General features: G+C 60.5%; 12 protein-coding genes. 4 read left to right on the top strand and 8 right to left on the bottom strand.

What is annotated here, in order from left to right:
* Window positions 1-116 precede the first annotated feature (116 nt).
* Genes GIW04_RS18920 through GIW04_RS18930 form a run of 3 tightly spaced genes read left to right on the top strand, consistent with a single transcriptional unit; the run spans window position 117 to window position 4406 of the window.
* Window positions 117-1241 (top strand): GNAT family N-acetyltransferase, encoded by a 1125-nt coding sequence (locus GIW04_RS18920; protein WP_003188941.1) that lies wholly within the window; start codon window positions 117-119, stop codon window positions 1239-1241.
* The gene (locus GIW04_RS18925; protein WP_034135825.1) at window positions 1241-3019 is read left to right on the top strand and encodes a sensor histidine kinase; all 1779 of its coding nucleotides are present in this window, start codon (window positions 1241-1243) and stop codon (window positions 3017-3019) included. The genes GIW04_RS18920 and GIW04_RS18925 overlap by 1 nt, the downstream gene beginning before the upstream one ends.
* Entirely contained in the window at window positions 3009-4406 is a 1398-nt protein-coding gene (locus GIW04_RS18930) for a sigma-54-dependent transcriptional regulator (RefSeq protein WP_014717128.1), read from the top strand. Before GIW04_RS18925 ends, GIW04_RS18930 begins: the two co-directional genes overlap by 11 nt.
* A 150-nt stretch (window positions 4407-4556) precedes the next feature.
* Here the strand turns inward: GIW04_RS18930 and GIW04_RS18935 are convergent, their stop codons facing one another.
* The 8 genes from GIW04_RS18935 to glpD all read right to left on the bottom strand — a co-directional run bounded on the left by GIW04_RS18935 (window position 4557) and on the right by glpD (window position 13460).
* Complete coding sequence (locus GIW04_RS18935; RefSeq protein WP_034135823.1) at window positions 4557-4895, bottom strand: GlpM family protein; 339 nt, start codon at window positions 4893-4895, stop codon at window positions 4557-4559.
* A complete protein-coding gene (locus GIW04_RS18940) occupies window positions 4895-6232 on the bottom strand; it encodes a sigma-54-dependent transcriptional regulator (RefSeq protein WP_003188948.1) in 1338 nt (445 codons plus the stop codon). Before GIW04_RS18940 ends, GIW04_RS18935 begins: the two co-directional genes overlap by 1 nt.
* Window positions 6229-8130, bottom strand: coding sequence for a sensor histidine kinase (locus GIW04_RS18945; RefSeq protein ID WP_120247569.1), 1902 nt, complete (start codon window positions 8128-8130; stop codon window positions 6229-6231). The genes GIW04_RS18940 and GIW04_RS18945 overlap by 4 nt, the downstream gene beginning before the upstream one ends.
* Window positions 8131-8287: 157 nt before the next feature.
* Window positions 8288-9022: an amino acid ABC transporter ATP-binding protein gene (locus GIW04_RS18950; protein ID WP_003188952.1), complete on the bottom strand. Its 735-nt coding sequence runs from the start codon at window positions 9020-9022 to the stop codon at window positions 8288-8290.
* Window positions 9019-9690, bottom strand: a complete 672-nt coding sequence (locus GIW04_RS18955; RefSeq protein WP_003188954.1) for an amino acid ABC transporter permease — start codon at window positions 9688-9690, stop codon at window positions 9019-9021. The genes GIW04_RS18950 and GIW04_RS18955 overlap by 4 nt, the downstream gene beginning before the upstream one ends.
* On the bottom strand, window positions 9690-10436 hold the full coding sequence (locus GIW04_RS18960) for an amino acid ABC transporter permease (RefSeq protein ID WP_003188956.1): 747 nt from the start codon (window positions 10434-10436) through the stop codon (window positions 9690-9692). The genes GIW04_RS18955 and GIW04_RS18960 overlap by 1 nt, the downstream gene beginning before the upstream one ends.
* A gap of 194 nt (window positions 10437-10630) precedes the next feature.
* Window positions 10631-11557, bottom strand: a complete 927-nt coding sequence (locus GIW04_RS18965; RefSeq protein WP_003188957.1) for a glutamate/aspartate ABC transporter substrate-binding protein — start codon at window positions 11555-11557, stop codon at window positions 10631-10633.
* A gap of 364 nt (window positions 11558-11921) precedes the next feature.
* On the bottom strand, window positions 11922-13460 hold the full coding sequence (gene glpD / locus GIW04_RS18970; RefSeq protein ID WP_034135821.1) for a glycerol-3-phosphate dehydrogenase: 1539 nt from the start codon (window positions 13458-13460) through the stop codon (window positions 11922-11924).
* On the opposite strand from glpD, the gene GIW04_RS18975 reads away from it, so the two are divergent.
* Window positions 13447-13631: hypothetical protein (locus tag GIW04_RS18975; RefSeq protein ID WP_236479122.1), on the top strand; the 185-nt coding region annotated here is incomplete at its 3' end. The genes glpD and GIW04_RS18975 overlap by 14 nt on opposite strands.

Genomic DNA, 13631 nt, shown 5'->3' on the forward strand with positions numbered 1-13631 from the left:
CCCCTGTGGGAGCTGGCTTGCCTGCGATGGCATCACTGAGGTCTGCCTGACGTACCCAGGCGCCTGCATCGCAGGCAAGCCAGCTCCCACATTGGATCGAGAAATAAGGGCAATCTGTGATAACCACCCAAGCCTACCCGACCATCCGGGCTATCCAGCGCGATGCCTGGAACGATTGTTTTCCCGGTGCCCTGGAGGATTGGGACTATTACCTGGCCGTGGAAAACGCCGCGATCGATGACTTCCAGTGGCGTTACCTGGCGGTCTTTGAGGATCAAACGCTGGTGGCCGTGGCGGCCGCGTTCGTCACCCATTATCGCCTCGACACCACCGTGTCGGGGGCCGGCAAGCGCTTGACCGAGCGCCTGGAGCGGCTGTGGCCGGGGGTTTTGCAACTGGCGTTGTACGCCATCGGTTCGCCGGTGGCTGAACGCTGTGATGCCGGTGTCGCCAGCCATGTGCCCGAATCCCAGCGCCCGTTGCTGTTGCAGCAATTACTGGCGGCTGCGCGCAGCGATGCCGACGCGCTCGGTATCGGCTTGCTGGCGGTCAAGGATGCGCCCACCAATGACCCGCATTGGGCCCAGAGCTGCATTGCCGCAGGTTTTCAAAGCATGCCCAGCTTGCCCACGGGGGTGTTGCCGCTGCCTTATGGCTCGGTGGATGCCTACCTGGGGTCGCTGGGCAAATCCACGCGCAAGGACCTGCGCCGCAAACTGCGCGCACCAGGGCCGCGGGTCGAGTGGCGGCGCAATATCGATGACGTGCTGCCCGAGGTCATGCGCCTATATGAAGCCACGCTTGCGCGCGCAGACTTGCAGTTCGAACGCCTGCCCGCCGGTTACTTCACGGGGGTACTCGAACACCTGCACGAGCGGGCGGTCTGTGTTCTGTACTGGGTGGACGAGCGCCTGGTGGCGTTCAACCTGATCCTGCTGGATGAGCATCGGCTGGTGGACAAGTTCTTTGGTCATGACCTTGAGTTCAGCCGCGAGTACAACCTGTACTTCCGTAGCTGGTTGACCAATGTCGACTACTGTATTGAACACTGTATTCCGGTGTACGAGTGCGGCCAGGCCGGGTATGCCAGTAAACTGCGCCTGGGGTGCGAGTTCGAGGGCAACAGCCTGTTCTTCCGCCACCGCAACCGGCTGGTCAACGGCCTGCTCAAGCTTGTAAAACTGTTTATTCGACCGGATCGTTCCGACCCTGCCATGGCTGCTGCGATAAGCGAAACCTGATGATTACCAAGACCCGCCAGAAAGCCCGCCCCTTTGCCATCTCGCGTTGGAGCGTCCAGCGCAAGCTGGTGCTGGCGTTCTGGCTGGTCAGCGTGATCCCCACCATGATCGCGGCTGAACTGGCCGCCACCACGCTGTCGCAGATTTTCGACAGTAACGTGCGGATCTGGCTGCAAGAGTCGACCAAGATCGTCAAGGACGAAATCGGCGACATCCTTCACGACAACGCACGCATGGCCAAGCTGTTCCTGCGCTACACCAGCCCGCCATCGTCCAAAAATGCCGAGCGGCATGACCGGCTCACCGCCGACATTGCCGATGCCACCGATATCGACGTGGTCGCGCTGATTCGCACCAGCGACCGCAAAGTGATGTTCAGCACGGCCGCCGATGACATCGTCAGGCAGATTAACCTCACCAGCAACGCGGTGCTGCAAACCGTGCAGGTCGCCGGCGTGAGCACGGGCCTGGTGGTGTCCACCTTTGAAACCAGCCGTGACGGCGTGGATTACCTGTTGCTGGTCGCCACTTACCTAGACAGCAGTTTCCTCACCAGCGTGGCCGATGTGCATTCCCTCGACCTGCGTTTGTACCTGGCCAACCCTGCAGGGTTTTCCGAAATATTTTCCACCCAGCGCTTCGCCAATCACCCCTCGCGCATCCCCAAGAATGTCGAGGCCTACCTACGTAGCACCAAGCAGCCCAGCGAACAGTTCACTAACCAATACAGCGGTTTGTACTGGCCGATTTTCAATGACGCCGGCGAGTTGCAAGGCGTGATCTTCAGCGGCCTGCTACGCCACACCAGCCTGGTGGGGTTGGTGAACCAGAGCAACCTGTTCGTGCTGATCTTCCTGGTCAGCTCGGCGCTGTCACTGGCGGCCGGGTTGTTGGTGTCGCGGCGCCTGACCAAGCCCCTGCGCGATTTGTCCCAGGGCGTGGATGCGGTGATCTCGGGCAGTTATGCGCACCGTGTGGTGGTCAGTGGCGGTGACGAACTGGCGCAATTGAGCAGCACCTTCAACCACATGACCGAACGCCTGGGCGAGTTGCACCATCTGGAAGCCCAACTGCGTCGGCGTGACCGCTTGCATGCCCTGGGTGAAGTCGCCATGGGCCTGGCTCACGAAATTCGCAACCCACTGGGCATCATCAAGACCGCCACCCAACTGTTGCATCGGCGCGCTGACCTGGCGGAAACCGACAAGCGTCACCTGGAATATGTCATCAGCGAAGTCAGCCGCATCAACGACCTGATTACCGAATTCCTCGATTTCGCCAAGCCCAACCCGCCGATACGCGTGCAGCAACCGGCACGCGCCCTGGTGGAAGAAATCCTCGGTTTCTGCGGCCCGGAGCTGAGTAGCCATCGCATTGATGCCCATATCGACGACCAGGCGCCTGGCGCGACGATCTACGCCGATGCCAAGCAGCTCAAACAGGCCTGTCTCAACCTGATTCTCAACGCCATCGACGCGATGCCCGACGGCGGGCGCCTGACCCTGGGCATTCGCAGCGTGGGCGACAACACCGTGATCAGCATCGCCGATACCGGCGAGGGCATCCCTGCGGACATGGTGGAGCGTATCTTTACGCCATTTGTCACCACCAAGGCCTCGGGCACGGGCCTGGGCCTGGCCAAAGTCTATTCGATCATGGAAAGTCACGACGGCAGCATCGAATGCGCCAGCGAGAAAGATGCCGGCGCGACCTTCAGCCTGTACATTCCGGCTGACGGTGAAGACGACGGTGAAGATGAGGACGGGCATGACGCATAACGTATTGGTGGTCGACGACGAGCCCAAGCTCTGTGATCTGCTGACCCAGGCCTTGAGCCAGAACGGCATCCAGGTGTTCAGCGCGGGCAATGGCCTGCACGCGCTCAAGGTGCTGGGGGAGGAGGACATCGACCTGGTCATCAGCGACTGGCGCATGCCGGGCATGGACGGGCCGGCGTTGCTGGCCGAGATCAAGGTGCGTTATCCGACCCTGCCGGTAATCGTGATGACGGCCTACAGCACGGTGAAAAACGCCGTGCAGTCGATGCGTAACGGCGCCTATGACTACATTGCCAAGCCGTTCGACATTGACGAGCTGGACATCACCGTGGCCAAGGCCCTGCAATTTCGCGACATCATGCGCGACAACGCGCGCATGCGTGCCGAGCTGGACGAGCATGCGCAGTTCGACAGCCTGGTGGGCGACAGCCCGGCGTTTCGCCAGGTGCTCCAGGCGGTGGATTCGGTGCGTGACAGCAACGCCACCATCCTGCTGACCGGCGAAAGCGGCACTGGCAAGGAAATGGTCGCCCGTGCCATCCACAAGCATGGCAGCCGTGCCGACCAACCCTTCGTGGCGGTCAATTGCGCGGCCATTCCGGAAGGCCTGCTGGAAAGCGAAATGTTCGGCCATCGCAAAGGCGCGTTCACCGGCGCCGTGGCTGACCGGGTAGGGCGCTTCATGCAGGCCGACAAGGGCACGCTGTTTCTGGATGAGGTGGGTGATATGCCCTTGGCGTTGCAGGCCAAGATCCTGCGCGCCTTGCAGGAGCGGGTTATCGAGCCGGTAGGCGACCCCCGCGAGCGCAAGGTAGATGTACGGGTGATTGCCGCCACCAACAAGAACCTGCTGGATGCGGTGGCGGCCAAGGAGTTTCGCGAAGACCTGTATTACCGCCTCAATGTCTTCCCGATTCCGTTGCCGTCCTTGCGCGAACGCGTGGAAGACATCGCGCCCCTGGCGCGCCACTTCGCCCACACCCTGAGCGCGACCACCGGCAAACGCATCACCGGCTTCAGCCCCGAGGCCTTGCAAGCCATGGCGGCGTATCACTGGCCGGGCAACATCCGCGAGCTGCAAAACTGCGTGGAGCGCGCAACCATCGTGGCGGCTTCATCGGTGATCGAGGATATTGATTTGCCGGGGTATCTGTTTGCTTCCAAACCGAGCGAAGGCGATGTGACCGCGATCCTCAGCGACGGGCCGGGGGTGCCGCGGGATCTGGATGCGGCGCTGGCCGAAGTGGAGAAAGCCTACATCCTTGCGGCGCTGCAGGAGAGCAATGGGGTGCAGGCGGCAGCGGCGCAGCGGATCGGGATTTCCGAGCGCAGCTTTTGGTATCGCCTGAAGAAGCTGGGTATTCAGGTAGACAAGATCGTGCGCTGATCTGAGTGTGGGAGCTGGCTTGCCTGCGATGATCGCTCCCACGCTTCGCGTGGGAGTGCCTCTGGTGACGCTCTGCGTCACGCGCGTGGACGCGGAGCGTCGTTGGCTGCATTCCCACGCGGGAGCGTGGGAACGATCTGCCGCGTTGTGTCAGGTGTGGAGGCGTACCCACACGCTGACCAGCACCGTCGCGGCCATCAACCAGGCCACGGCAGCGACTGCCAGCGATGCCTCCAACCGCATTCGATCCACCATCACATACAGCGTCGCCAAATACACAAAGTAGGGAATGATTGACCACATCCCGAACAGGATCGTGGTCTTCAAATCCTCAATCGAACGGCCTTTGCCGACGATGTAATGGGCGATCAGCGCAAAAGTGGGAAACAGCGGCACCAAGCCTGCGATGTAATAGTTTTTGGTCTTGGCCAGCGCCGCCAGGATCAGCACCACTGCGGCGCCAAGCGCAGCCTTCAAGAACAGATCCATCAGTGACTCAACCCGTATTTCTTGACCTTGTCGAACAGGGTGGTCTTGGCCATCCCCAGTTCCTGGCTGGCCTGGGTCAGGTTGCCGCCGCTGCGTTGCAGGGCATCGTTGAGCAGGTTGCGCTCAAAGGCTTCCACCGCCTCGGTAAAGGCAACCCCTTGGCTGCCGCTGCCGGCGCCGCTTTTTTTGAAGGCGGGCAGGCCGAGGGCGAAGCGTTCGGCGACGTTGCGCAGCTCACGCACATTGCCTGGCCAGTCGTGGCTCATCAGGCTGGACAGGGTCTGGTTGTCCAGCTCCGGCACGGCGCGGTCGAAGCGTAGCGACGATTGCTGCAGGAAGTGCTCGAACAGTTGCAGGATGTCTTCACGCCGCTCGCGCAGGGGCGGCAGTTCCAGGGTGACGACGTTGAGGCGATAGTACAGGTCGCTGCGGAACTGGCTGGCGCGGCTCAACTCGTCGAGGTCGGACTTGGTAGCGGCGATCACCCGGCAATCCACCGCCACGCTCTGGTTCGAACCCAGGCGTTCCAACGTGCGTTCTTGCAGCACTCGCAGCAATTTGATCTGCAGGTTGATCGGCATGCTCTCTACTTCATCGAGGAACAGCGTGCCTTGATGGGCATGCTCGATCTTGCCGATGCGACGTTTGCCTGCGCCGGTGAAGGCGTTGGCTTCGTGGCCAAAAATCTCGCTTTCAAACAGGTTTTCCGGCAGGCCACCGCAGTTGAGGGCAACGAACTGGTGGGTGTGGCGCCGGCTGAAATCATGCAGGCAACGCGCGACCAGTTCTTTGCCGGTGCCGGTCTCGCCTTCGATCAGCACGTTGGCCGAGGTATCGGCGACATTGGCAATCAGTTCGCGCAGGTTTTGCATGGCCGGCGAGCGGCCGATGATGCGGCCTTCCAGCGAGTCGCGCTCGGCCAGTTGCCGACGTAGCGACCAGACTTCCCGCGCCAGCCCGCGTTGTTCCAGGGCGCGGCGTGCCACGTCCACCAGGCGTTCGGGCGAGAAGGGTTTTTCCATGAAGTCGTAGGCGCCGTTACGCATGGCGCCCACCGCCATGGAGATATCGCCATGGCCTGTGATCAACACCACCGGCAGGCTTTTATCCAGGGCCTTGAGGCGGGTCAGCAGTTCCAGGCCGTCGATGCCCGGCAAGCGGATGTCGCTGATGACGATGCCGGCAAAGTTTTCGCCGATGCGCTTGAGCGCTTCTTCGGCGCTGCCCACGCCGACGCTGGTAATGTCTTCCAGCGCCAGTGCTTGCTGGCAACCGAGCAGTACATGGGGGTCGTCTTCGACGATCAGGACGGTGAGGTCTTGGGCTTGTGTATTCATGTCGACTCAACTCGTTGAGCGCCCACCAATGGCAGGTTCAGGACAAAGGCGGTACCACCATTGGCCGGATGTTCCACGGCCAGGCTGCCGCCGGTGGCGGCCGCGAGGCTCGCGGAAAGGGTCAGGCCCAGGCCCAGGCCTTGTTCGCCGGGCTTGGTGGTAAAAAAGGGTTCGAACAAATGCTTGCGTGCTTCGGGATCGATGCCGTGGCCATTGTCACGCACCAACAGGCGGTATTTGCCATCGCCGCTCTGGCCTTCCAACCACAGTTGCGGCGCCGCTTGGGCCTGCATCGCATCGAGGGCGTTGCCGATCAGGTTGACCAGGATCTGCTCCAGGCGAGTCTGGTCGATCTGCAATTGGGCATTGGCAAAATCACGGTGCACGGTCAACGGCAGGCTGTCCAGGCGCGCGCCGAGCACCTGGAACGCGGCGTCCACGGCTTTGCCGAAGCTGGCCTCGCCCTGGTCGTCACCGCGTCGGGCAAAGGAACGCAGGCTGGCGGTGATGCGACCCATGCGGTCGATCAGTTCGTTAATGGTCTTGAGGTTGGTGCTGGCGGTGTCCAGGGCGCCGCGCTCAAGGAAGCGTACGGTGTTGCCCGACAGCGTGCGCAACGCCGCCAGCGGCTGGTTCAGTTCGTGGGCAATGCTGGTGGACATCTGGCCGATGGCTGCGAGTTTGCCGGCTTGCACCAGCTCGTCCTGGGCGTGACGCAGGGTTTCTTCGGCCTGGCGTCGTTCGCGAATCTGGCCCTTGAGCCGTTCGTTGCTGGCGCGCAAGTCGGCGGTGCGCTCGGCGATCCGCCGCTCAAGCTGGCTGTTGGCTTCCTGCAACGCTTCCCGTGCGGCGAGGCGGGTGGCGATGACCTTGCGCCGTTCGTTCCAGGCGATCAGCAGGAAGGCGACCAGGCCAAAGGCGACGGCCACCAGGATGCCCTGGTTGATCGCGGCGCGGCGCAGGTCGTTAAGTGGGGTGAGCAGGGTGAAATTCCACGGCGTGTCGTTGAGCGGGCGTGTTTGCGCCAGGTAGCTGACGGCGTGCTGGTCGTTGACCACTTCGGTGTTGGCCGGGAAGGTCAGTTTCTCGGTGCCTTCGTTCAGGCGCTCACGGGCCAGGGGTTGCAGTTCATTGAGCGTCGCCCAGTAATATTGCAGGCTGTGGGCCAGGCGGTCCTTGGTGTCATCGCTCAGCGGGCGTACGGCCTTGAGGCGACGCGCCGGGTCGCTGGAAAGAATAATGATGCCGTTCTCGTCGCTTACGAAGGCTTCAAGGCGCGCACGTTGCCAGCGTTCTTCAAGGGCTTCGAGGCGCACCTTGACCACGGCGACGCCGATGATCTTGCCGTGTTCTTCCAGGCCATGGGCCAGGTAATAGCCGGGCTCGCCGTTGGTGCTGCCGATGCCGTAGAAACGGCCGGGCTGGCCGCGTACGGCGTTCTGAAAATAGGCGCGAAAAGACAGGTCCTCACCTTGGTAACTGTCGGCATCGCGCCAGTTACTGGTGGCCAGCACGCGGCCGGTGGTATCCATCACATAGATGGCGCGGCTGCGACTGCGGCGGTTCAGACCTTCGAGGTAGTCGTTGACCGTCTTGCGGGTTTCCTGGTTCGGGTCGGCCAGCAGTTGGGAAACACTGGACTCCAGTTCCAGCAGGCTGGGCAGGTAGGTGTACTTGCTCAGTTCGCTTTCGACGGTGCGGGCGTGCAGCTCCAACTGGCGTTCGCCATTGTCGCTGAGGGTGCGGATGCCGTAGTAGTCACTGACCCAGAAGCCGATATAACCCAGGCCGACCATCAGGGCGATGATCAACGGCGGCAGGAACAGTTGGCGTATCAGACGAGGCTTCACGGCAAGTGATGGCGGCGCGGCGCGATATTGATTGGGGTCGCATTTCATCACAGATGCCTTGGGTCAGCTACTTCTCGCCTGCCAACTGTAGGAGCGAGCTTGCTCGCGAAAAACTCAAGGGCAGCGCGTTAATTCTGGATACACGCGTTATCGTTTTCGTCTTTCGCGAGCAAGCTCGCTCCTACAGGGCAGGAGCGAGTTGCTTTTAGTGCTGCAGGATTTTCTCAAGGAAGTGCTGCGCACGTTCGGAGCGGGCGCTGATGTCGCCGAAGAACTCTTCTTTCGGGCAGTCTTCGATGATCTTGCCGGCGTCCATGAAGATCACGCGGTCGGCCACTTTGCGCGCAAAGCCCATCTCGTGGGTCACGCACATCATGGTCATGCCTTCGTGGGCCAGTTGCACCATCACGTCGAGCACTTCGTTGACCATTTCCGGGTCCAGCGCCGAGGTCGGTTCGTCGAACAGCATGACGATCGGGTCCATGGCCAGGGCGCGGGCAATCGCCACACGTTGTTGCTGGCCGCCGGAGAGCTGGCCAGGATGCTTGTGGGCGTGAGCCGACAAGCCCACGCGGTCGAGCAGTTGCAGGCCCTTCTTGGTGGCTTCTTCCTTGCTGCGGCCCAATACCTTGATCTGCGCGATGGTCAGGTTTTCGGTGATGGTCAGGTGCGGGAACAGCTCGAAGTGCTGAAACACCATGCCCACGCGCGAACGCAGTTTTGGCAGGTTGGTCTTCGGGTCGGCGATGGAGGTGCCGTCGACGACAATGTCGCCTTTCTGGAACGGTTCCAGCGCGTTCACGCATTTGATCAGGGTGGATTTGCCCGAGCCGGACGGCCCGCACACCACGATCACTTCGCCTTTTTTAACCTCAGTGCTGCAATCGGTCAGCACCTGGAAGTCGCCATACCACTTGTTGATGTTCTTGATAGAGATCATACGGCAAACCTTTTTTGCAGACGCTTGACCAGCAGCGAGGCGGAAAAGCTGATGATGAAGTAGACGACACCGGCAAAGATCAGGAACTCGTTGGAGCGGCCGATGATGTCGCCGTTGGAGCGGGCGGAGTTGAGGAAGTCCACCAGGCCCACGGTGTAGACCAGGGAAGTGTCCTGGAACAGGATGATCGACTGTTGCAGCAGCAACGGTGTCATCTTGCGGAACGCCTGGGGCAGGATGATCAGGCGCATGGTCTGGCCGTAGGTCATGCCCATGGCTTGTGCCGCCGCCATCTGGCCCTTGGGAATCGACTGCACACCGGCTCGTACGATTTCGCAGAAGTACGCGGCTTCGAACATCATGAACGCCACGACGCAGGAGGTGAATGCGCCGATCGGGGTGTCTTCACCCGTGATCCAGCGCAACACGAACGGCACCGCCAGGTAGAACCAGGTGATCACCAGCAGCAAGGGGATCGAGCGGAAGTAGTTCACGTAGGCGCCGGCCACGCGGGACAGCAGTTTGTTGGACGACAAGCGCATCAGGGCCAGGATAGTCCCGATGATGATGCCGCCGACCACGCCCATGACCATCAGCTTCAAGGTCATGACCATGCCGTTCCACAGGCCTGGAATAGCGGGGATGATGCCGCTGAAATCGAAGTCCATTATTTGCCCCCCACGGAGATCAGGCCGGGCACTGCGACTTTCTTCTCGACCACGCGCATCAGCAGCATCAGGCTCATGTTCAGGGTAAAGTAGATCAGCGTGGCCAGGGTGAAGGCTTCAAACAGGTTGGCCGAGAACTCGGCGGTCTGTTTGGTTTGCGCCAGCAGTTCCATCAAGCCGATCAAGGACGCCACGGAGGAGTTCTTGAACACGTTGAGGAATTCCGAGGTAAGCGGCGGAATGATGATGCGGTAAGCCTGGGGCAGCAGCACGTTCCAGTAGATCTGCGGCAGCTTGAAGCCCATGGCGCGCGCCGCGGATTCCTGACCGCGTGGCAGCGCCTGGATACCGGTACGCACTTGTTCACACACACGGGCGGCGGTGAACAGGCCCAGGCACACCACGACGCTCAGGTAGGCCGAGGTGGTCGGGTTCAGGTCTTGTTTGTACCAGTCCTGCAGGTTCTGCGGCAGCATGTCCGGTACCAGGAAGTACCAGATGAACAGCTGAACCAGCAGCGGCACGTTACGAAACAGTTCCACGTAGCAGGTCGCGATGCCCGATACGAGGCGGTTTGGCACAGTGCGCATGACCCCCAGAATGGAGCCCAGCAGCAAGGCGATAATCCATGCCACGATAGCGATGGCGATGGTCCAGCCCAGCCCGGAGAGGTACCAGTCGAGATAAGTCTCGCTGCCCACGCCGGTGGACTTGAAGAACACGCCCCAGTCCCAGTTGTAATTCATTAGGGTCTCCCCTCGAGATCGATCGATGTACAAGCACCCGCTTGGGGAAGATCCGTTCCCGCCTGACGTTGAACGCCAGGCACACACGATCGGCTCGAAAACCGCCAGGTCGAGTGTTCCAAGTTAAAACCAGCAGGTAATTACAGACGCCTGAGGGAGGGTTGGCTCCCTCAGGACATAAGCTTAGTCAGGTATCAGATTTTTACTTCTGGCGCTGGTTTGTCGCTAGGGTTAGCGATCAGCTCCTTGACCTTGTCGCTCATCGGGAAGTTCAGGTTCAGGCCCTTTGGTGGGATCGGGCTTTCGAACCATTTGGCGTAGATCTTGTTGATCTCGCCAGACTTGTACAGGGCGACAATGGCGTCATCCACGGCTTTCTTGAAGTCCGGGTCGCCTTTGCGAACCATGCAAGCGTAGGCTTCGAATGACTGTGGAGTACCGGTAATGACCCAGTCATCAGGCTTCTTGGCCTTGGCTTCTTCACCGGCCAGCAGGGCGTCGTCCATCATGAATGCAACGGCGCGGCCGCTTTCGAGCATCTGGAAGGATTCGCCGTGGTCTTTGGCGGAGATGACGTTCATGCCCATCTGCTTGTCGGCGTTCATCGCCTTGATGATGCGCTCCGACGTGGTGCCGGCGGTGGTCACCACGTTTTTGCCTTTCAGGTCGGCAAAGTCAGCGTAGGACGGCTTGCCTTCCTTGTCTTTCTTGACCAGCAAACGGGTGCCGATTTCGAAGATGTTGACGGTGAAATCAACTTGCTGGGCGCGTTCGGTGTTGTTGGTGGTGGAGCCGCACTCCAGATCCGCGGTGCCGTTCTGGATCAGCGGGATACGGGTTTGCGAGGTCACCAGGTTGTACTTGGCTTTGAGGTCGGGTTTGTTCAGGTCTTTTTTCAGCTGCTCGACGACGGCCAACTGGATGTCGTGGGAGTAGCCCACGGGTTTGCCCGAACCATCCGCGATGTAGGAAAACGGAATGGAGCTGTCGCGGTGAGCGAGAGTGATGGTGCCGGAGTCGTTGATTTTCTTCAGTGTGCCGGTGAGTTCGGCGGCAAAAACTGGAGTGCTGATCAGAGCAGCAGCGATAGCTGCGCCCAGGATATGGGGAACGATGCGCATCAATACTTCCTCGACATTTGTTTTTTTTATGAAGCCAGCTGAACGGCTCTCTTGTACAGCGACTGCCCGTGACGGCTCCTAAGGCGCCTCAGGCAATCGTTGAAGAGTGTAGAGCATGAGTCGTGCCATACCGAAAATAAAAGGATAACTGCATGATTTATATGGAAATTAACTTTTAGTTTCGGCGATATTTTTGGTGGCCGGTCCGGCAAACCGAATAGCGCACAGGAGCTTGTTCGGAAAACCGAATAGCCTGGAGGAGCGAGCTTGCTCGCGAAAAACGCAAAAACGCCGCGTTTAGGCTGAATAAACGCGGCGTTCTCAGGTTTTTCGCGAGCAAGCTCGCTCCTACACGGTAGGGCGGTCAGGCGGCTTCGATCTTGCTGCGGCTCTGCTCGACCTTGGACAGGTAGCGTTGCAGGTTTTCCTGCTCCTGCTCGGTGGTGAACAGGCCAAGCTTGGTGCGGCGCCACAGCACGTCCTGCGGTTGTGTCACCCACTCTTCGGCGCACAGGTAATCGACTTCGCGGGTATACAGGCCGCCACCCAGGTGATCACCCAGGTCGGCGAGCGATTGCACGCCCTCCAGCAGGCGCCAGGTGCGGCTGCCGTAAGTGGTGGACCAGCGGCGGGCGATCTCGCTCGGTACCCAGTCGAACTTGGCGCGGATGGCGTCGGCCAGGGCTTCAGGGGTGCTCATATTTTCGCCGCCGGGCAGGCTCGCCGTGGCAGTCCAACTTGGGCGCATCTGGGTGAAGTACGGCGCCAGTTGGGCCATGGCCGACTCAGCCAGTTTGCGATAGGTGGTCAGCTTGCCACCGAACACCGACAGGATCGGCGCTTCGCCGGTGCCGCCGGACAAGGCCAGGGTGTAATCGCGCGTGATGGCCGATGGGTTGTCCGACTCGTCGTTGCACAGCGGGCGCACGCCGGAGTAGGTGTGAACAATATCGTCACGGCTCAGTTGTTTCTTGAAGTGCGCGTTGACCACCTTGAGCATGTAGTCGGTTTCACCTTCGGTGATCGCCACTGCAGCCGGGTCGCCGCTGTATTCGCGGTCGGTGGTGCCGATGATAGTCAAGTGGTTCAGATACGGAATGGTGAAGACGATGCGCTGGTCTTCGTTCTGCAGGATATGCGCGTGGGCGCCTTCGTACAGGCGCGGCACGATCAGATGGCTGCCCTGAATCAGACGGATGCCGTAGGGCGAATCCAGCTTCAGGTCGTCCTTGATGAATTTGGCCACCCAAGGGCCGGCAGCATTCACCAGCGCGCGGGCGCGGATCGAGAACAGGCTGCCGTCGGCACGCTCCATGTTCATTTCCCACAGGCCGTTACTGCGATGGGCGCTGACGCAACGGGTCTGCGTGTGGATGTGCGCACCTTTCTCGCGGGCCGCCATGGCGTTGAGCACGACCAGGCGAGCATCATCGACCCAGCAGTCGGAGTATTCGAAACCTTGGGTGATTTCGCTTTTCAACGGGCTGTCAGCACCGAACTTGAGGCTTTTGGAGCCTGCCAGTTTCTCGCGCTTGCCCAAGTGGTCATACAGGAACAAGCCGGCGCGAATCATCCACGCCGGGCGCAGGTGCGGGCGATGCGGCAGTACGAAGCGCATTTGCTTGACGATGTGCGGCGCTTTGCCCAGCAGCACTTCCCGTTCTGCCAGGGCTTCACGCACCAGGCGGAATTCGTAGTGTTCCAGGTAACGCAGGCCACCATGGATCAGCTTGCTGCTAGCCGAAGAGGTGTGGCTGGCCAAGTCATCCTTTTCGCAAAGGAATACCGACAAACCGCGACCGGCTGCGTCTGCTGCAATCCCGACGCCATTGATCCCGCCACCAATTACGGCAACGTCATAGACTTCGGCAAGCGGTGGAGCAGGCAAGGTGGAAGGGTTCATCGGCTGGTCTCGCGATCTTTTCGTCTTGGAATTCGAACATGAATGTTCATTTGCGAAAATGGTAGCTGATAATTGCGGGCACAGCCACCCGACTTCGATTGAAAAAACTCATCGAAGGGTGGGGAAAGGAAGAATTATGAACAAAGGTGAATGTATTGGTGTTAGTGAGGC

The sequence above is a fragment of the Pseudomonas sp. PA-4-8C genome (assembly GCF_021606625.1).
In the GTDB taxonomy this organism is placed as follows: Bacteria; Pseudomonadota; Gammaproteobacteria; order Pseudomonadales; family Pseudomonadaceae; genus Aquipseudomonas; species Aquipseudomonas lactis.